We start from the raw sequence: 16,007 nt of genomic DNA, 5'->3' as shown, positions 1-16,007 counted from the left end.
CTGTCTTAATCGTACGGTGGCCCCATGTCTGCCACCACACTCGATCCGCGCACGGCGCTCGTCCTCATCGACCTCCAGAAGGGCATCACCGCCCTGCCCACCGTCCCCCACCCCGCCGACGAGGTCGTCGGGCGCGGTGCCCGGCTCGCCGCCGCGTTCCGCGAGCGCGGCCTGCCGGTCGTCCTGGTCCGCGTCACCGGCCCCGGCGCGCCAGGCCGAACCGAGCAGCCACTGCGCCGCGGCGAGCCGCCGGCCGACTTCGCCGACCTCAGGCCCGAACTGGACCGTCAGGACGGTGACATCGTGGTCACCAAGCACACCTGGGGCGCCTTCCACGCCACCGACCTCGACCTCCAGCTCCGCCGCCGGGGCGTGACCCAGATCGTGCTGGCGGGCATCGCGACCGGCGCGGGCGTGGAGTCCACCGCCCGCGCCGCCCACGAGCACGGCTATCACGTCACGGTCGCGACCGACGCGGTCTCCGACGTCGACCCCGAGATCCACCGGGTCAGCGTCGAGAAGGTGCTGCCGCGGCTGGCCGAGACCGACACCACGGACGCGATCATCGCCCTGCTGGGCTGACCACCAGGGCCGAGCCGCCGCCGCGCCGCTTGGTCTCCGCGGCGGCCAGCCACCGGCCGTCCGGCAGCCGCTGGACGCCGGTGGCGGCACCGATGTCCGGGACCAGCTTGAACACCTGGCCCTTGGCCTCGAGCGCGTGCCGCAGCCCGCCGTCCCACAGAGCCTTCTCCGCCTCCGTCGCCGCGGCGTTGCGCTGGCTCGCGCGCGGCGCGGCGATGGCATCGACGAGCGGCATGCCGCGGTCCACGTGGTTGAGGAACGTCTGCAGCACGGTCGTGATGATCGACGCGCCACCGGGCGACCCGATCGCGAAGTCGAACTTCCCGTGCTTCAGCGCCACTGTCGGCGCCATCGACGACCGCGGGCGCTTGCCCGGCCCCGGCAGGTTGGGGTCGTGGACGCCCGGGGTCACCGGCACGAAGGAGAAGTCGGTCAGCTCGTTGTTGAGCAGGAACCCGCGTCCGGGCACGGTGATGCCGCTGCCGCCGAACTGCTCCAGGGTGAAGGTGTACGCGACGACGTTGCCCCACTTGTCGGCCACCGTCATATGGGTGGTCTGCTGCCCCTCGTACGGCGTGGGCACCGCCCGGCCGCGCGCCTCCCCGCAGGGCGCCGGATGGCGCGGGTCGTCGGGCGCGAGCGGACTGGTCAGCGCCTTCGCGTCATCGATGAGGCAGGACCGCGCGTCGCCGAACCGCTTCGACGTCAGGTCCATGGTGGGCACGTGCTCCTGCGCCGGATCGCCGACCCAGCGGTTGCGGTCGGCGAAGGCGATACGGCTCGCCTCGAGATAGCGGTGCAGATAGGTCGTGGCGTCGAGCCCGCGGAGGTCGCTCCGCTCCAGGATGTTGAGCGCCTCGGCGACCGTCGTCCCGCCGGACGAGGACGGGGCCATGCCGTACACGTCGAGCCCGCGGTACGTCGTATGGGTCGGCGTGCGCCTGACGGTCGTATAGGCCCGCAGATCCCGCTCCCTCAGGTCGCCGGGCCGCGCCAGCCGCCCCGACCCGGGGGCCACAGGAGGCTTGCGCACGGTCTTGACCAGGTCGCGCCCCACCTCGCCCCGGTAGACGACGCCGACGCCCTTCCTCCCCAACAGCTCGTAGGTGCGCGCCAGATCGGGGTTCTTCAGCGTCGACCCGACGGCCGGAAGCCTGCCTCCCGGGAGGAAGAGTTTCGCCGTCGCCGGGAAGTCCTTGAAGCGCTTCTCGTTGTCGGCCGTCTGCTGCCGGAAGACCGCGTCCACGGTCCAGCCGTTGCGGGCCAGCCGCTCGGCGGGCCGGAGCACCTGCGCGAGCGGCCTCGTGCCCCAGCTGCGCAGCGCGGTGTCCCAGGTGGCGGGTGTGCCCGGCACCCCAACGCTGAGGCCGCTGGTGACCGCGTCGTCGAACGGGATCGGGCGGCCCTTCTCGACGAACAGGTCCGTGCCGGCGCTGAGCGGGGCACGCTCGCGGCCGTCGATGGTGAAGACCTTGTGCGAGCGCGCGTTGTAGTAGACGAAGTAGCCGCCACCGCCGATGCCGCCCGAGTACGGCTGGGTGACGCCCAGCGCGGCGGCGGTCGCCACCGCGGCGTCGACGGCGTTGCCGCCGTGCCGCAGCACCTCGATCCCGGCGGCGGAGGCGCGGGCGTCGACGCTCGAGACCGCCCCGCCGCGGCCCACGGCGAGCGGCGACTTGGCGGGCACGCGGTCAGCGCCCTGCGCGGTGGCGGTGGCTGCGGGTGCGGCGGCCCCGACGAGCAGGGCCGCCGCGGCGAGCACGGGCAGATGTCGCTGTACGGACGGTCTCATCCCGGCCATCGGAGTCTCCCTGTGCGGCGATTGGGCCCCGGAGCCTACTCGCGGGGCCCGCTCGCCGACAGGTACTCCACACTGTCTTGGCTCAGTGCTTGCCTGGCTCAGCGCTTGCTTGGCTCAGTGCTTGCGCAACTGCTCCACCACCGGCTGCGCCATGGCGCGCTCGCCGTCGGCGTTGGGGTGGAAGGGAGCGGCCGGGCGGGTGGGCTGGACGCCCTCGATCCAGCGCGTCGCGTCCGGCTGGCACACGTCGTGGCCGACGGTCGCGCGGTAGGTGTCGGCGTAGCGGACGTGCGCCTTGCGGGCCTGCGCCTGAAGCATCGCGTTGAGCGCCTTCTCGGTGTCGCGGAGGTAGGCGGTGTCACCGGCGGCGATCGGCACGGACGGGAAGCAGCTGTTCCCACTGTCCGGCATGATCGACGGGTAGCCGGCCAGCACGACGCGGGCGTGCGGGGCGCGCTGGTGAATGGCCTTCAGCACGTTGGCGATCTTCGGCGCGGCGCTGTTGACGCGTGCGGCGAGCTGGTCGCTGCCGCCCGCGGTGTACTGCTTGCGGCAGGGCGCGCCGACCGGGTCCGTGACGGACAGGTGGGCGCAGGTGCCGATGATCTGGCTGAAGCCGATGTCGTTGCCGCCGATGCCGAGGGTGACGATGCGGGTGTTCTTGCCGAGCGCGTCGAGCTGGGGCGGGTTCGCGCCCTGGGCCCGCCACATGTCGTCGGTCTTCGCACCGCTGCAGCTGACGTCCTTGAAGGACTTCACGTGCAGCGCCGCGGCCGTGAGCGACGGGTAGTTGACGCTCGAGCGGGCGCAGTCGCCGCCGCTCTGCTGCGGGATGCCGGGCCCGGAGGTGTACGAGTCGCCGAGCGCGACGTAGCGGGCGCCGCCAGACATCGAGGGCGCTGCGGGTGCCGAGGGCGCCGCGGCGCCCGCCGGTGCGGCGGCACCGGCCGTCAGGGCCGTGGCCGCACCGAGTGCCGCCAGGGCCTTTCCGTACCGCCCGACGGATCCGCGTACCTCTGTCACCACGTGCCTCCGAAGACTGTCAACCAGGAGTTACCGGCAGTCAGAGTCCGCTGTGCCAAGCCTGCCTGTCAATCTCACCGGTCTCTGTGGTGTCGTGCGTCACTCGCCTCCCAGGGCGTCCTGTGCCGACCGGACGAACGCGTCCCTGGCGTCGTCGAGCTCGTCCGACAGCCGCCCCCGCTCCAGCAGGGCGACCACCTCCCGGGCCGCCCGCGTCACCTCCGGCGGCCCCTCCAGCAGTACCGCACCCAGGGCGCGGTGCAGGGCGGGGCGGTCGCCCCGGTCCGCCTCCCCCGTCCGCTGCGCCAACGCGGAGGCCTCCACGGCCTCGAGGAATCGGACATAAGTCTCCCGGCGTAACTCCCGTGCCCGTACGGCCCGTTGTTCCCCGAGCGTCATCGCCGCCGAGCTGCGCGCGAACCAGCCGGTGACCACGCTGCCCGAGATCGCCGCCCCGGCCGCGATCAGTGCGACCCCCCACTCACTCATGCGCGCGTCCTTCCGTACGATCTCCGTCATGCCGCCGTCCGACCATGGGACATCCTCGCCGATCTGCACAAAGGGCCCGCGTGCGGAACCGTTCCGCCCTACGATGAACACTGACCCAGCGGGCAGCGGGCAGCGGGCAGCGGGCAGCAGGCAGCAGGCAGCAGGTGCCAGGACTGTGCTGTTCGCCGTGCGGTCGGCGGCCGCTCTGCACCGGCTCCTGGACGTCCTCCCGGTCTTCGCCGGTGACGCGCGGGTGCGGCGCCTCTTCACCCTCGTCCCCGGCTCCGACTTCGACATCGAGGCCCTGGCGGCCCTCGAGCGGACCGGGGCGCACACCGTGCCCTGGGACGAGGCCCGCCGGCGCTCGTTCGACCTGATCCTCGCGGCGAGCCCCAAGGGCGCGCTCCGGCTGCTGCGCGGACCGCGTGTGCTGTTCCCGCACGGGGCGGGCTTCAACAAGACCGTGGCCGGGGAGGGTTCGTACGGTCTGGCCTCCGGGCTCGACCCGGCGCATCTGCTGGCGGACGGCCGCGCCGTGGCGGCGCTCCACGCGCTGGCCCACCCCAGCCAGGTCGACCGCCTGGCGGCCCACTGCCCGCAGGCCGCGGCCCGCGCGGCCGTCGTCGGCGATCCCACGCTCGACCGGATCCTGGCGTCCCGCCCCCGCCGTGACCGCTACCGGGCGGCCCTGGGCACGGGCGGACGGAAGCTGATCGCCCTGACGTCGACCTGGGGCCCGGCGTCCCTGCTCCGCCGCCGGCCCGGCCTGGCGGCCGAGCTGGCCGCCCGACTGCCGTACGACGCCTACCAGCTGGCCCTGATCGTGCACCCCAACGAGCACAGCAGAACGGGCTCCCTCGACCTCGCCCAGGACCTGGACCCCGCGCTCGCCGCCGGGGCGGTGCTCGCCCGGCCGTACGAGGAGTGGGCCGCGGTGCTCGTCGCGGCCGACGCCGTGATCACCGACCACGGCTCGACGGCGCTCTACGCCGCCGCCCTCGACCGTCCGCTGATCGCCGCCTGCGACGGGGGCGACGAGCTCATACCGGGCAGCCCGATGGCCCGGCTCCTCGCCCGCGTCCCGCGCCTGACGGACCCGGACCGGCTCGAGGAGCTGCTCCGGGCGCACCGACCCGGCACCGTACGCGCCCTCGCCCGGCCCGCGTTCGCCGAGCAGGGGCGGGCGCTGGAGCGCCTGCGCGAGGAGCTGTACGCGCAGCTCGGCCTCGCTCCCCCGCAGGGGCCGGCCGAGGCCCGCCCCCTGCCGGTGCCCTCGCCGCCCGCCCGCAAGCCCGACGCGTTCGCGGTCCGCACCCGGGTGGACGGCACCCGCGTGCACGTCGAGCGATTCCCCGCCCACCTCGGCACCCCCGCCCACCACCTCGCCGCCGAGTACGGCGAGGCCGGTGAACACCGGCTCCAGAGCGCCGCGTTGCTCTACTCCCGTGCCCAGCCGCCCGCGACGGGCCCGCACAGTGCGGCGTGGACCGCCGCCGGGTGGACCGCCAATGTGCTGGCCGCGTACCCGTACTGCCGGCTGGCGGCTGCGGTCGTGTCGCGCTCGTGGTGCGTGGCCCGTACACACCGGGGCACGCTGCTGTCCGTCCGCATCGCACCGCACGAGGAGGACGGCCGTGTCGTGCGCGCGGACCCGGCCGCCGTGCTGTCCGCCGTCCACACGTGGCTCGACGGGCAGCACCCGGACCTTCCGGCCGCCTTCACCTGCGTGACGGGCGGCCGCCCGTACGAGGTGCGGCTGCGTGCGGCGGGGGCGGAGGACGCGGGGTACGAGCTGGGGTAGGGGGTGTGCCCCGGTCCCACCCTTCCACCGTTCCCCGGGGCTCCGCCCCCGGACCCCGCTTCGGGGGCTCCGCCCCCTGGCCCCCCTTGTCGCGGCTTCGCCGCTCGGCCTCAATCGCCGGCCGGGCTTGATTTTCGCGCCCGCGCCGGATTTCAGCGCAAGCGCGAAATCCAGCCCGGCCCGGCACCATTCAGCCCGTCCGGCGTTTGAGGACCAACGCGGCGGAGCCGCGGTTTCGGGGTCCGGGGGCTTGCCCCCGAGACGGGGGTCAGGGGGCGTAGCCCCCGGATGCCGCGCGTCAGCGCGGCTCGGGGCCCGGGGGCTTGCCCCCGGAGGAAACGGTGAAATGGGGGTGCCCCCTCTGGGGGAGGGTCCGGGGCACATCCCACCCCCCACCACCTAGGGTCAGCCCCGTGTTGAAGAAACGTCCTGCCCTGCTGTGGCTGCTGGTCCCCTACATCCTCTACCTGGGGGCCCTGCCCCTCACCGACCGCGTCCACCCCACCGTCCTCGGCCTCCCCTTCCTCTTCTTCTGGCTGCTCCTCGCCACACTCCTCACCCCGGCCGCCGTCTGGCTCCTCTGGCGCTCCGACCGGAAGCGGGGCCGCGCATGAACGCGACGGTCGCGACCTCCGTCTTCGGCGCGTTCATGCTGCTGACCGTCGTCCTCGGCCTGCTCGCCGTGCGCGGGCACGGCAAGGGCGGCGGCATCGCCGAATGGTCGGTGGGCGGGCGCAGCCTCGGCACGGTCTTCATCTGGGTCCTGATGGCCGGCGAGGGCTACACGAGCTTCAGCTACCTCGGCGCGGCGGGCTGGGGCTACAACTTCGGCGCCCCCGTGCTCTACGTCGTCGCGTACCTCTCCTGCGGCTACGCGATCGGCTACGTCGTCGGCCCGACGCTCTGGTCGTACGCCCGCGACCACAACCTGGTCTCCATCACCGACATGGTCGCCCACCGCTACGGGCGGCCCTGGCTCGGCACCCTCGTGGCGATCCTGGCCACGGTGTGCCTCCTGCCCTACATCCAGTTGCAGATCACCGGCATGGGCGTCGTCGTCTCGACGATCTCCTACGGGGCGATCAGCCTCAACTGGGCCTATTTCCTCGCCTTCGCCATCACCACCGCCTTCGTCGCGGTCAGCGGCCTGCGCGGCAGCGCCTGGGTGTCCGTGCTCAAGGACGTCCTGGCCATCGGCACGCTCGCCTTCCTCGCCGTCTACGTGCCCCTGCACTACTTCGACGGCTACGGCCCGTTCCTCGACCGCCTGGTGCGGGAGAAGCCGCAGTGGCTGACGTTCAGCGGACACGGCGGCAGCGGACTCGGCGGCACCTGGTTCGTCACCACGAGCTTCGTCAACTCCCTCACCGTGGTCATCTTCCCGACCACCGTGGCGGGTTACCTCGGCGCGCGCAACGCCAACGCCCTGCGCCGCAACGCCATACTGCTGCCCTTCTACAACGTGCTGCTGTACGTGCCGATGCTGCTCGGCATGGCCGCGATCTTCGTGGTCCCCGGACTGACCGGGGCGGGGTCGAACCTCGCCCTCTTCAAGCTGGTCGTGGACGCGCTGCCCGCCTGGTTGGTCGGGGTGATCGGCGTGGCCGGGGCCCTGTCCTCGATCGTGCCGATGGCGGTCTTCATGCTGGTGATCGGGACGATGTGGGGACGGAGCGTCCTCGGCACGATCCCCGCACTGCGCGACCGCCCCCGGCGCCAGCGGCTCGCGGCCCAACTCGTCGTGGTGGCCGCCGGCGCACTGGCCCTGGCCATGACGTACACGGAGCCCAACACGCTGGTACGGCTGTCGCTCATCTCGTACGAGGGCATGGCCCAGCTCGTGCCGATGGTCCTGTTGGGCCTGGTCTGGCGGAAGTTGACGCTGTGGGGCGCGCTGAGCGGGCTGCTGGCGGGCGGTGCGCTGGTGTGCGCGCTGGTCTTCACCGAGCACGACCCGGTGTGGGGAGTGAACGCGGGGGCGCTGGCGCTGGGGGTGAACCTGGCGGTCGCGCTCGCGGTGTCCTGGCTCGGGCCGAAGCCGGCGGACCCCCGGCCCGACGCCGAGGTGCTGGCGAGCGATCCCCACCCGGACAAGGCCGTTGTCAGTGGCGCCGCCTAGTATGTGAGCAGACCGATCGAGAACCGATCGAGATCGAGAGGGGAGGGGCATCACGATGAACGTCGTCTTCCGCACGCACATGAGCCTGCTCCTGCTCCTCCTCTCCGAACTGCTGCTCACGCAGAGCGGATTGATCAGCGCGGTCGCCGCCATCGCCGTGACCGCCACGGTCGCCTCCGCCCTGTTGCTGTGCACCGTCGCGGTGGCCGCTGCCCGCTCGTCCGGCCCGCTCACCCCCACCCGTATACGCACGGCGATACGGGACCGGGAGCTGCGCACGGCATTCCTCGCCCAGCGCGACCCCGATGCCCAGGGCAGGCAACGTCCCCGAGCACCCGGCCGTCCCCTCCCGACGGCCGCGTAGGCACCAAGGCACGTCAACTGCCGAGCCATGCGCGGCTCGTCACGCCGAATGTCTTCGACCATCGGTACGACGAGACCCGTGGAGGGCTCAACCATGTCCTTTTTCGCCCTACTTGGCGCACTCCTCTCCCATCTGACCGACGCCATGGATCCGCTCTTCGGCGCTTCGGCAGCGGCGGCCTCGGTCGTCGTGTTCACCCTGTGCGTCCGCCTCGCGCTCCATCCGCTCGCCCGGTCCGCCGCCCGGGGCGAGCGGGCGAAGTCCGAGCTGGCGCCCAGGCTGGCCGAGTTGCGGCGCAAGCACGGGCGGAACCCGGAGCGCATGCAGCGCGCGATGACCGAGCTGTACGCGGAAGCGGGCGTCTCGCCGTTGGCGGGATGCCTGCCGATGCTCGCCCAACTGCCCGTGTTCTGGGTGCTGTACCACGTGTTCTCCACCGGTTCCGGCGCGGGCGACCTGCTCGCGCACACGCTGCTGGGCGCCCCGCTCGGCGACCGGTGGGCCAGTGCGCACTGGGCCGTGTACCTGGGCCTGTTCGTGGTGGTCGCCGCGGTCGCCACCTGGACCTACACGCGGTCCCGCAAGGCCGCGGCCGCGCTTCCCGTTTCGGGTGAATCCGTGCCGGGGATGGGAGCGGTCGCGAAGGTCGCACCGCTGCTGTCCTTCGCCACCCTGATCACCGTCGCCGTGGTGCCGCTCGCGGCCGCGCTGTATGTGGTGACGTCCACGCTGTGGACGGCCGTGGAGCGGGCGTTCCTCCAGCGCACGCGCGCCGTCCCGGTCAGTGCCTGACCGCTGCCCGACTGCCGCCTGACCGCCCGAAGTCCGAAACGGCACTTGCCGGGCGGGCCCGGATCCAGGACGATCATCCGGTTGCGGAAACCGCCGACTCCCCGGGAGAAGCACGATGAAGCTGCTGCGTGTCGGCCCGGCAGGAGCGGAACGCCCGGCCCTGCTCGACGAGGACGGGACACTGCGCGACCTGTCGGCCATCGTGCCCGACATCGACGGGTCCCTCCTCGGCGACCCGGCGGCCCTCGCCCATGTCCGCGCCGCCGTGGGCGCCCGGGTCCTGGCCGCCCTCGACCCCGTCGGCCTGCGGACCGGCGCCCCCGTCGCCCGGATAGGCAAGATCGTGTGCGTCGGGCTGAACTACCACGGCCACGTCGCCGAGATCGGCGCCAGGACACCCGCCGAACCCGTCCTCTTCCTCAAGGCACCGGACACGGTCGTCGGGCCCGAGGACACCGTGCTCGTACCGCCGGGCAGCCTGAAGACCGACTGGGAGGCCGAGCTCGCCGTCGTCATCGGCCGCACCGCCCGGCGGCTGCGGACGGACGAGGAGGCCCTCGCCTGCGTGGCGGGGTACGCCGTGGCCAACGACGTCTCCGAGCGCGCCTTCCAGCTGGAGCACGGCGGCCAGTGGGACAAGGGCAAGAACCACGAGACGTTCAGCCCCCTCGGCCCGTGGCTGGTGACCGCCGACGCCGTCCCGGACCCCCAGGCCCTGCGCATCCGCACCTGGGTCAACGGGCGGCCGATGCAGGACGCCACCACCGCCGACCAGATCTTCCCGGTCGCGCACGTGGTGCGGTACGTCAGCCGGTTCATGACCCTCTACCCCGGCGACGTCATCAACACCGGCACCCCGGCCGGCGTCGCCCTCGGCCGCCCCGAGCCCAAGCCGTATCTGCGGGCCGGCGATGTCGTCGAGATCGAGATCGACGGCCTCGGCCGCCAGCGCCAGCAGCTGAAGGACGCGTAGCAGGGGATTGGCCGCCATAGCGCTTTGGCGTCAGGTCGACAAAGCGAGCGCGTGCGTTCGGGGGAATGTCGGGGGAGGGGGTGCGTGTGCTGCCCGTGGAGCGGGCCATTCATGTGCTTATTTTCGGATATGCGGCAGGGACGGCACAGACGGTATGGGAAGCACCGCCGGCGTGAGGGGCGGAGCAGGGCGGCCGGGGCGACCGCGATCGCGGCGGTCACGGTCGCCCTGACGGCGCTCGGCGGCGCCTTCCTGCTGTGCGCACTGGCCGCGCCCGACATCGCGGGCGCACACGAGGGGACATCCGGCTCCCGCCCGTGCGCGGCGTACGACTGCTTCACCACCGCGACGCCTCGGCCCGGCGAGAGCGAGGGGCGGCCGGGCGCCCACGACGACAGCCGGGGCGGCGCCTCGGACCCCGACCCCTGGGTCGACGAGTCCGGCGTCCCCGTGGCCCCGACCGCACCTGCCCACCACCCCATCACGGTGACCCCGGTCACGGGCGACGGCCATGAACTCGCCCGCAGCGGGCCGCCGATGAGCAAGGACATGGCGATCGGCGGTGCCCTCGTCGCGCTGGGCGCGGGGATCGCACTGGCGGTGCTGTACCGGCCGGGGGCGGAGGATGTGGAGGGGTGAGGGCTCAGGCGCAGGGCCTGAACTCGCCGCGTTGTATTGCGTCTATAAAGCTGGCCCATATGTCCGGCTTGAAGGCGAACGCCCCCCGGGGCCGGTTCTTGCTGTCGCCGACGGCCACCATGTGGTCGATAGTGCGCTGGCACTCGACACATTGCGCGTTCTGGTCGCCGCTATATGAGGACTTGCGCCATTTGCACTCGGGTAAGTGGTGACGTATCACGAACGGTGCCTTTCCTGCGTGCGCTTCAGGTCTTCGACGATCGACGAGATCAGCTCGAGGGATTGCTGTGCTGACAATGCGGACGCGCGTAGTGCGTCCAGCGCCCGCTGGTATTTCTCGACGGTCTCATCCTCCTCCAAGTAGAGCGCACCGTCGAGGTATTCGATCTGGACTACGTCCAGGTCAAGGTGGTCCGGGTACGAGTAGAGGGTGAAGGATCCGCCGGTCGGCGTGAATGCCGTCTGGGTGTGCGGGATTATTTGAATGGTCATGTTGGGCGGGTTGCTCACTTCGAGAAGCCATTGCAACTGTTCAACGGCCACCGCCGGGCCTCCGATGCACTGCCGGAGGACACCTTCCGGCAGTAGGCACAGGTACTGCGGGGGCTCTTCCTGCCGGAAGATGTCCTGGCGCTCCAGTCGCAGGTCGACGAAGAATTCCACTTGCTCCTTCGTGATCCGTCCATCGCCGGAAATGACTGCGGTCGCATAGTCTCTGGTCTGCAACAGACCGGGCACCACCTGAGCTTGGAACGCGCAGATCTTCGCAGCATCGGATTCCAGCGTCAGCAACTCCTTGAGGTCCGGCGCCAGGAGTTCACCATGCTGGCGCCACCAGCTCCGTCTGCGCCCTTCGGAAGCCAGAGCGGTCAGCCACTCGTGGGTCCTCTGGTCCGTGACCTTGTAGAGGCTGAGCAACGCATCGAGCTCCAGTCGCGTAACACGGTGGCGGCCCGTCTCCTGGCGGCTGATCTTCGATTTGTCACCGTGGATCGCCTTGGCTGCCGCCTCGGTGGTGACATGGGCCGCCTCCCGGAGGGCCTTCAGCTCGGCTCCCAGCCTGCGGCGACGGGCGGTGCGGCGCGCTGGTTGTCCCATGTCTTCCTCCTCTGGCCCACGCTTTCCGCTCAGTGTTCTGCAGGTGTGCCGGCCCTTTCGCAGGACTGCAACGGGGTCACCCTGAGGGGTGAAGCTCGGCATTATGCAGGATCCGTGAGTTGTGGCACGTGGATGATGGGCTTCGTTGCGAAGGGGTCAGTCGGGTCACCAAATGGGTGCTGCCCGGCGTGAGTTGGGTGTGGCCACCCTTGGAGGGCGCGTCGCTGTGACGTACAGGACCGGTACATACGTGGTGGACGTGCGCGAGAACCGGCTCGCGCAGGTGATCGGTGTGGCTGACGGCCGCGTGCAAGTGCGGTGTCCCGGCGGTGGGTTGGAGTGGGAGGTGCCGCCCGCATCCCTGCGGCTCGCGACGCGCGAGGAACGCAACGCGGCGGGCCTGCGTCCGTACCTGACCGGCTGTACCGAGTGCGCCGAGCTGGAAGCCGCGCGATGGGCGGCGGTTGCGGGCAAGGGCGGGGTGGCGGCTGGGGAGGCAAGGGCTGCCGTGCATGCGCACTGGGTCACGGTGCATGCGAGGCCGTAGGGGGGGCGGAATCGGTGGGCGGTTTACGTGGCGGGCGGCCAAGCCCCCGCCACGTAAACCGCCCACCGCTGCCGCCCCCCATTGATCGCGATCCGTGATCGCTGCCTGCGCGGATCGCGCCTTGGACCGTGCCCCGCCTGCGGGTTGACTTGGGTCTGCCGGGCGGAGGAGCTGCCCGGGAGCGAGGAAGGGTGTGGGAGTCATGACCGGCAACGAGCCCAAGGATGTCGTGCGGCGCTACTTCGAGGCGCTGGCGGCCGGCGACCAGGAGACGATCCTGAACTCCTGGGCCGAGGACGGCAGCTGCTGGTACGGCGGCGATCTGCCGATCTCCGGCACCTGGCAGGGGCGGGATCAGGTGATCAACGGGTTCCTCGCGACCGCCTTCGCCCACCTCGACCCGGAGAAGGAGGTCGGCCTGAAGGTCACCAACCTCTTCGGCGAGGGCGAGCAGGTCTTCGTCGAGTGGGACTCCTGGGCCACGGGTAAGACGGGGCGGCCGTACGACCAGAAGAACAGCGGCGTCTTCACCGTCCGCGAAGGCAAGATCGTCAGCATGCGCGAGTACGCCGACACCCAGAACTGGGCCCTCGCGCTGCTGGACTGACCTGGAAGGTCACAGCGTGACCGTACGGCCCTCCGTCGCCGACAGCCGTGCCGCCTCCAGCACCCGCAGCGTCGCCGCGGCCTCGAGGGCCGTGACCGGCGGTTTGCCGCCGTCGCGGATCGCGGCGGCGACGGCCGCGTAGTACGCGGGGTAGTTGCCCGGCAGGGAGGGGACGGGCTCGCCGCCGCCCGTCAGCGGGGACTCGCCCGCGCCCAGTCGGCCCCACGACGTGTCGGGCTCGATGCCCCAGTCGCCGTGCCCGTCGCCGGACGGGCGCAGGCCCTCGCGGAGGGCTTCCTCCTGGGGGTCCAGCCCGTACTTCACATAGCCCGCCTCGCTGCCCAGCACCCGGAAGCGCGGCCCGAGTTGGGCGGTGGTGGCGCTCATCCACAGGTGGGAACGGACGCCGTTCGCGTGGGTGAGGGCGATGAACGTGTCGTCGTCCGCCTCGGCACCGGGGCGGCGGACGTCGGCCTCGGCGTAGACGGCCGCCGCCGGGCCGAAGAGGGTGAGGGCCTGGTCGACGAGGTGGCTGCCCAGGTCGTAGAGCAGGCCGCCGACCTCCGCCGGGTCGCCGGATTCGCGCCAGCCGCCCTTGGGCTGAGGCCGCCAGCGCTCGAAGCGGGACTCGAAGCGCAGGACGCGGCCGAAGGTGCCGTCGGTCAGGAGCTTGCGGACGGTGAGGAAGTCGGCGTCCCAGCGGCGGTTCTGGAAGGGGCTGAGCAACAGGCCCTGTTCCGCTGCCAGTTCGGCCAGCGCCTCGGCCTCGGCGGCCGTCGCCGCCATCGGCTTGTCGACGACGGTCGGCAGCCCGGCGTCCAGCGCCCGGCCGGCCAGCGGGACATGGGTGCGGTTGGGGGAGGCGATGACGACCAGGTCGAGTTCGTCCGCCCGGGCGAAGAGCGCGTCCGCGTCGGGGACCGTGCGGATGTGGGGGTGCTCGGCGGCGGCCTGTCGCTGCCGCTCCGGGTTGGCGGTGACGACCGTGTCGAGGACGAGGCCCTCGGTCGCGGCGATCAGCGGGGCGTGGAAGAACGATCCGGCGGTGCCGTAGCCGATGAGGCCGACGCGGAGGGGGGTGTCGGTGGTGCCGTTGCCATCCATGCCGACCACTTTGGCAACGGCGTTGCAAAAGTGCAAGCGCGGCGGCGAGAATGTGCGGGTGAACAGCATCGGAGGTGACGTCGCTGCCCTGCGCGACCACAACAGTGCCGTCGTGCTCGGCCTGCTGCGGGGCGCGGGCGAGGGCGGCGCCAGCCGTGCGGAGCTCGCCGCGCGGAGCGGGCTGACCCCGCAGGCCGTCAGCAAGATCGGCGCTCGGCTGAGGGACGCCGGGCTGGCTGTCGAGGCGGGGCGGCGCGCCTCGACCGGGGGCAAGCCGGCCACCGCGCTGCGGCTGGTGCCGGAGGCCGGTCATGCGGTCGGGCTGCACCTCGACCGTGATGCGCTCACCGCGACGCTCGTCGACCTCACGGGTGCCGTGGTCGCCACGCGCAGCGCGAGTCTCGCGTTCGGGGCGGGCGCGGAAGCGGTGCTGTCGGCGGTGGGGGGTGAGGTGGCGGCGCTGCTCGCGGACCACCGGCCGGTGGCCGTGCTCGGGGTGGGGGCCGCCGTGCCCGGGCCGCTGGACCATCGTGGCGGGGTGCTCCACCGCGTGACCGGGTTCCCGCAGTGGGATGGGTTCCCGCTGCGGGATGCGCTCGCGGAGCGGCTGGGGATGCCGGTGGTGGTCGACAAGGACACGAATGCGGCGGCGATCGGTCTGGCGCGTGTGTGTGCGGGGTCGTTCGCGTACCTCCACCTCGGTACCGGGCTGGGGGCCGGGCTCGTGCTCGGCGGTGCGGTGCACCGGGGTGCGCGTACGGGCGCGGGGGAGTTCGGGCACCAGGTGCTCCAGCTCGACGGGCCGCCCTGCCCTTGCGGGAACCGCGGGTGCCTCGAGGTGCTGTGCCTGAGCGCGGTCGCCGAGGGCGACACCGCGCGGGCCGCCCGGCTGCTCGGTGTCGGCGCCGCGAATCTCGTGCGGTTGCTGGACATCGACCGGGTGCTGCTGGGCGGCGGTACGGTGCTGGCCGATCCGGAGACGTACGTGGCCGGGGTGCGTGCGCTGGTCGGCGGGACGCCGGTGGTGGTTGCCCCGGGAGGGGCGGGCGTGGTGGCCGAGGGCGCGGCGGAGCTGGTGCTCGCGCCGCTGTTCCGCCCGTAAGGGCGCTGCGGGCCCCTTCGGGGGATTTGGCAGCCAGTCGGGGTATCGGGCTGCGAACGGTGGGAGGTACCCGGGGAGCGCGTTGTCCCCGGCCCGTGAAGGTTCCGCAATGCTGCTGTCCCGCCATGTCCGTACGGTTCTCGTCTTCGCCGTCCTCGCCCTCGTGTTCGTGGCGGGCGCTGTGAGTGCGCGTGCCGTCGGCGGGTCGCGGTGCGGGGATCCGCGCAGTCCCGACTTCCCGATCTCCTCCCGGCTGGCCGGCGGCCCCGGGGCGTACGAGCGCGGTGCCGCGCCGCGCGACTGGCAGCTTGAGCTGCGCAACGGCACGGGGACGGAGTGCCGGGCCGTCCATCCCGTCGCGGTCTTCGCGGACCGGGGGCGGGCGCTGCGGCCCGGTGACATCCGGCTGGAGTTCTACGACCGGGGGGTGGGGCGGTGGCGAGCTGTTCGTTTCGAGCGGACTGATGAGGCGGAGGATGTCGGTGTTCTTGATGGGCGGTCGCCCGACTTCCCCGGCTTTACGGTGCCTGCGCATGGGGTAGTGAGCGTGCCGATGCGGCTGGGGTTCGGTGAGTCGGCGCCGGAGGGGGCGGTGACGGTGAATGTGGCTGCGGTGCAGAGGCGTGGGGGTGATGGGGCTTGGGTGGGGGAGAGCGACGATTACACGTTCGGGGTGGGGGGTGCTGGGGGGCGGGGGCGGCCGGTGCCGAGTGGTTCGCCTACGGGTGGGGTGTTGCGGGGGCTGGCCGATACGGGGGATGCACGGGCGTTGATCGGGGTGGGGATTGCGGGGGGTGTGTTGGTGGTGGGGGGTGGGTTGCTGATGTGGGGTGCGCGGAGGTTGGGGTGAGGTGTGCCCCGGTCCCGCCCTTTCACCGTTTCCTCCGGGGGCGAAGCCCCCGGGCCCCGGGCCCGGGGGGGGGGGGGGGGGGGGGGGGGGGGGGGGGGGGGGGGGCCGGCACAACA

The 16,007-nt window shown here is 72.3% G+C and carries 18 protein-coding genes; 12 read left to right on the top strand and 6 right to left on the bottom strand.

The genetic code is table 11. The features are described 5' to 3' along the window. Nucleotides 1-24: 24 nt before the first annotated feature. The gene (locus tag ACV530_RS23490; RefSeq protein WP_494334594.1) at nt 25-582 is read left to right on the top strand and encodes an isochorismatase family protein; all 558 of its coding nucleotides are present in this window, start codon (nt 25-27) and stop codon (nt 580-582) included. Here ACV530_RS23490 and ggt read toward each other — a convergent pair. The 3 genes from ggt to ACV530_RS23475 form a co-directional block, all read right to left on the bottom strand. After that, nucleotides 563-2,374, bottom strand: a complete 1,812-nt coding sequence (gene ggt / locus ACV530_RS23485) for a gamma-glutamyltransferase (protein ID WP_494334684.1) — start codon at nt 2,372-2,374, stop codon at nt 563-565. The genes ACV530_RS23490 and ggt overlap by 20 nt on opposite strands. A gap of 123 nt (nt 2,375-2,497) precedes the next feature. After that, nucleotides 2,498-3,406, bottom strand: coding sequence for an SGNH/GDSL hydrolase family protein (locus tag ACV530_RS23480; RefSeq protein WP_494334593.1), 909 nt, complete (start codon nt 3,404-3,406; stop codon nt 2,498-2,500). 99 nt (nt 3,407-3,505) lie between these two features. Continuing rightward, nucleotides 3,506-3,895: a hypothetical protein gene (locus ACV530_RS23475; protein WP_494334592.1), complete on the bottom strand. Its 390-nt coding sequence runs from the start codon at nt 3,893-3,895 to the stop codon at nt 3,506-3,508. A 103-nt stretch (nt 3,896-3,998) separates the two neighbouring features. Here ACV530_RS23475 and ACV530_RS23470 point away from each other — a divergent pair, with 103 nt between their 5' ends. The 7 genes from ACV530_RS23470 to ACV530_RS23440 all read left to right on the top strand — a co-directional run bounded on the left by ACV530_RS23470 (nt 3,999) and on the right by ACV530_RS23440 (nt 10,583). Continuing rightward, complete coding sequence (locus tag ACV530_RS23470; protein ID WP_494334591.1) at nt 3,999-5,696, top strand: translation initiation factor 2; 1,698 nt, start codon at nt 3,999-4,001, stop codon at nt 5,694-5,696. A gap of 413 nt (nt 5,697-6,109) precedes the next feature. Further along, the gene (locus tag ACV530_RS23465; RefSeq protein ID WP_494334590.1) at nt 6,110-6,310 is read left to right on the top strand and encodes a DUF3311 domain-containing protein; all 201 of its coding nucleotides are present in this window, start codon (nt 6,110-6,112) and stop codon (nt 6,308-6,310) included. Then, nucleotides 6,307-7,815 (top strand): sodium:solute symporter family protein, encoded by a 1,509-nt coding sequence (locus ACV530_RS23460; protein ID WP_494334589.1) that lies wholly within the window; start codon nt 6,307-6,309, stop codon nt 7,813-7,815. Before ACV530_RS23465 ends, ACV530_RS23460 begins: the two co-directional genes overlap by 4 nt. 55 nt (nt 7,816-7,870) lie before the next feature. Next, nucleotides 7,871-8,179: a DUF6412 domain-containing protein gene (locus tag ACV530_RS23455; protein WP_494334588.1), complete on the top strand. Its 309-nt coding sequence runs from the start codon at nt 7,871-7,873 to the stop codon at nt 8,177-8,179. Nucleotides 8,180-8,272: 93 nt separating this feature from the next. Then, nucleotides 8,273-8,971, top strand: a complete 699-nt coding sequence (locus ACV530_RS23450; RefSeq protein ID WP_494334587.1) for a YidC/Oxa1 family membrane protein insertase — start codon at nt 8,273-8,275, stop codon at nt 8,969-8,971. A 115-nt stretch (nt 8,972-9,086) separates the two neighbouring features. After that, nucleotides 9,087-9,944, top strand: a complete 858-nt coding sequence (locus ACV530_RS23445) for a fumarylacetoacetate hydrolase family protein (RefSeq protein WP_494334586.1) — start codon at nt 9,087-9,089, stop codon at nt 9,942-9,944. Nucleotides 9,945-10,055: 111 nt separating this feature from the next. After that, the gene (locus ACV530_RS23440) at nt 10,056-10,583 is read left to right on the top strand and encodes a hypothetical protein (protein ID WP_494334585.1); all 528 of its coding nucleotides are present in this window, start codon (nt 10,056-10,058) and stop codon (nt 10,581-10,583) included. Between the two features lie 4 nt (nt 10,584-10,587). Here the strand turns inward: ACV530_RS23440 and ACV530_RS23435 are convergent, their stop codons facing one another. Further along, the gene (locus ACV530_RS23435) at nt 10,588-10,803 is read right to left on the bottom strand and encodes a DUF397 domain-containing protein (protein WP_494334584.1); all 216 of its coding nucleotides are present in this window, start codon (nt 10,801-10,803) and stop codon (nt 10,588-10,590) included. Next, complete coding sequence (locus ACV530_RS23430; RefSeq protein ID WP_494334583.1) at nt 10,800-11,681, bottom strand: helix-turn-helix domain-containing protein; 882 nt, start codon at nt 11,679-11,681, stop codon at nt 10,800-10,802. The genes ACV530_RS23435 and ACV530_RS23430 overlap by 4 nt, the downstream gene beginning before the upstream one ends. A 250-nt stretch (nt 11,682-11,931) precedes the next feature. Here ACV530_RS23430 and ACV530_RS23425 point away from each other — a divergent pair, with 250 nt between their 5' ends. Further along, a complete protein-coding gene (locus ACV530_RS23425; protein WP_494334582.1) occupies nt 11,932-12,228 on the top strand; it encodes a hypothetical protein in 297 nt (98 codons plus the stop codon). Between the two features lie 202 nt (nt 12,229-12,430). Further along, nucleotides 12,431-12,835 carry a nuclear transport factor 2 family protein gene (locus ACV530_RS23420; protein WP_494334581.1) on the top strand — a complete coding sequence of 135 codons (405 nt, stop codon included), beginning with the start codon at nt 12,431-12,433 and terminating at the stop codon, nt 12,833-12,835. A gap of 9 nt (nt 12,836-12,844) precedes the next feature. Here the strand turns inward: ACV530_RS23420 and ACV530_RS23415 are convergent, their stop codons facing one another. Further along, nucleotides 12,845-13,939: a Gfo/Idh/MocA family oxidoreductase gene (locus ACV530_RS23415; RefSeq protein ID WP_494334580.1), complete on the bottom strand. Its 1,095-nt coding sequence runs from the start codon at nt 13,937-13,939 to the stop codon at nt 12,845-12,847. A gap of 52 nt (nt 13,940-13,991) precedes the next feature. Between ACV530_RS23415 and ACV530_RS23410 the strand changes: the two genes are divergently transcribed. Together ACV530_RS23410 and ACV530_RS23405 are read left to right on the top strand one after the other, a co-directional pair. Next, nucleotides 13,992-15,041, top strand: coding sequence for an ROK family transcriptional regulator (locus ACV530_RS23410; protein ID WP_494334683.1), 1,050 nt, complete (start codon nt 13,992-13,994; stop codon nt 15,039-15,041). A 109-nt stretch (nt 15,042-15,150) separates the two neighbouring features. Beyond that, nucleotides 15,151-15,891: a hypothetical protein gene (locus tag ACV530_RS23405; RefSeq protein ID WP_494334579.1), complete on the top strand. Its 741-nt coding sequence runs from the start codon at nt 15,151-15,153 to the stop codon at nt 15,889-15,891. Nucleotides 15,892-16,007: the final 116 nt, after the last annotated feature.

Source organism: Streptomyces sp. SX-6 (genome assembly GCF_059089585.1).
This window is presented reverse-complemented; position numbering and strand designations above follow the sequence as displayed.

Bases quoted from the DNA above. Each gene is read 5' to 3' on its own strand.
- ACV530_RS23455 (WP_494334588.1), top strand. From the start codon at position 7,871: ATGAACGTCGTCTTCCGCACGCACATGAGCCTGCTCCTGCTCCTCCTC.
- ACV530_RS23405 (WP_494334579.1), top strand. From the start codon at position 15,151: ATGCTGCTGTCCCGCCATGTCCGTACGGTTCTCGTCTTCGCCGTCCTC.
- ACV530_RS23415 (WP_494334580.1), bottom strand. From the start codon at position 13,939: ATGGATGGCAACGGCACCACCGACACCCCCCTCCGCGTCGGCCTCATC.
- ACV530_RS23490 (WP_494334594.1), top strand. From the start codon at position 25: ATGTCTGCCACCACACTCGATCCGCGCACGGCGCTCGTCCTCATCGAC.
- ACV530_RS23460 (WP_494334589.1), top strand. From the start codon at position 6,307: ATGAACGCGACGGTCGCGACCTCCGTCTTCGGCGCGTTCATGCTGCTG.
- ggt (WP_494334684.1), bottom strand. From the start codon at position 2,374: ATGAGACCGTCCGTACAGCGACATCTGCCCGTGCTCGCCGCGGCGGCC.
- ACV530_RS23470 (WP_494334591.1), top strand. From the start codon at position 3,999: ATGAACACTGACCCAGCGGGCAGCGGGCAGCGGGCAGCGGGCAGCAGG.
- ACV530_RS23450 (WP_494334587.1), top strand. From the start codon at position 8,273: ATGTCCTTTTTCGCCCTACTTGGCGCACTCCTCTCCCATCTGACCGAC.
- ACV530_RS23440 (WP_494334585.1), top strand. From the start codon at position 10,056: ATGTGCTTATTTTCGGATATGCGGCAGGGACGGCACAGACGGTATGGG.
- ACV530_RS23445 (WP_494334586.1), top strand. From the start codon at position 9,087: ATGAAGCTGCTGCGTGTCGGCCCGGCAGGAGCGGAACGCCCGGCCCTG.
- ACV530_RS23420 (WP_494334581.1), top strand. From the start codon at position 12,431: ATGACCGGCAACGAGCCCAAGGATGTCGTGCGGCGCTACTTCGAGGCG.
- ACV530_RS23475 (WP_494334592.1), bottom strand. From the start codon at position 3,895: ATGAGTGAGTGGGGGGTCGCACTGATCGCGGCCGGGGCGGCGATCTCG.
- ACV530_RS23430 (WP_494334583.1), bottom strand. From the start codon at position 11,681: ATGGGACAACCAGCGCGCCGCACCGCCCGTCGCCGCAGGCTGGGAGCC.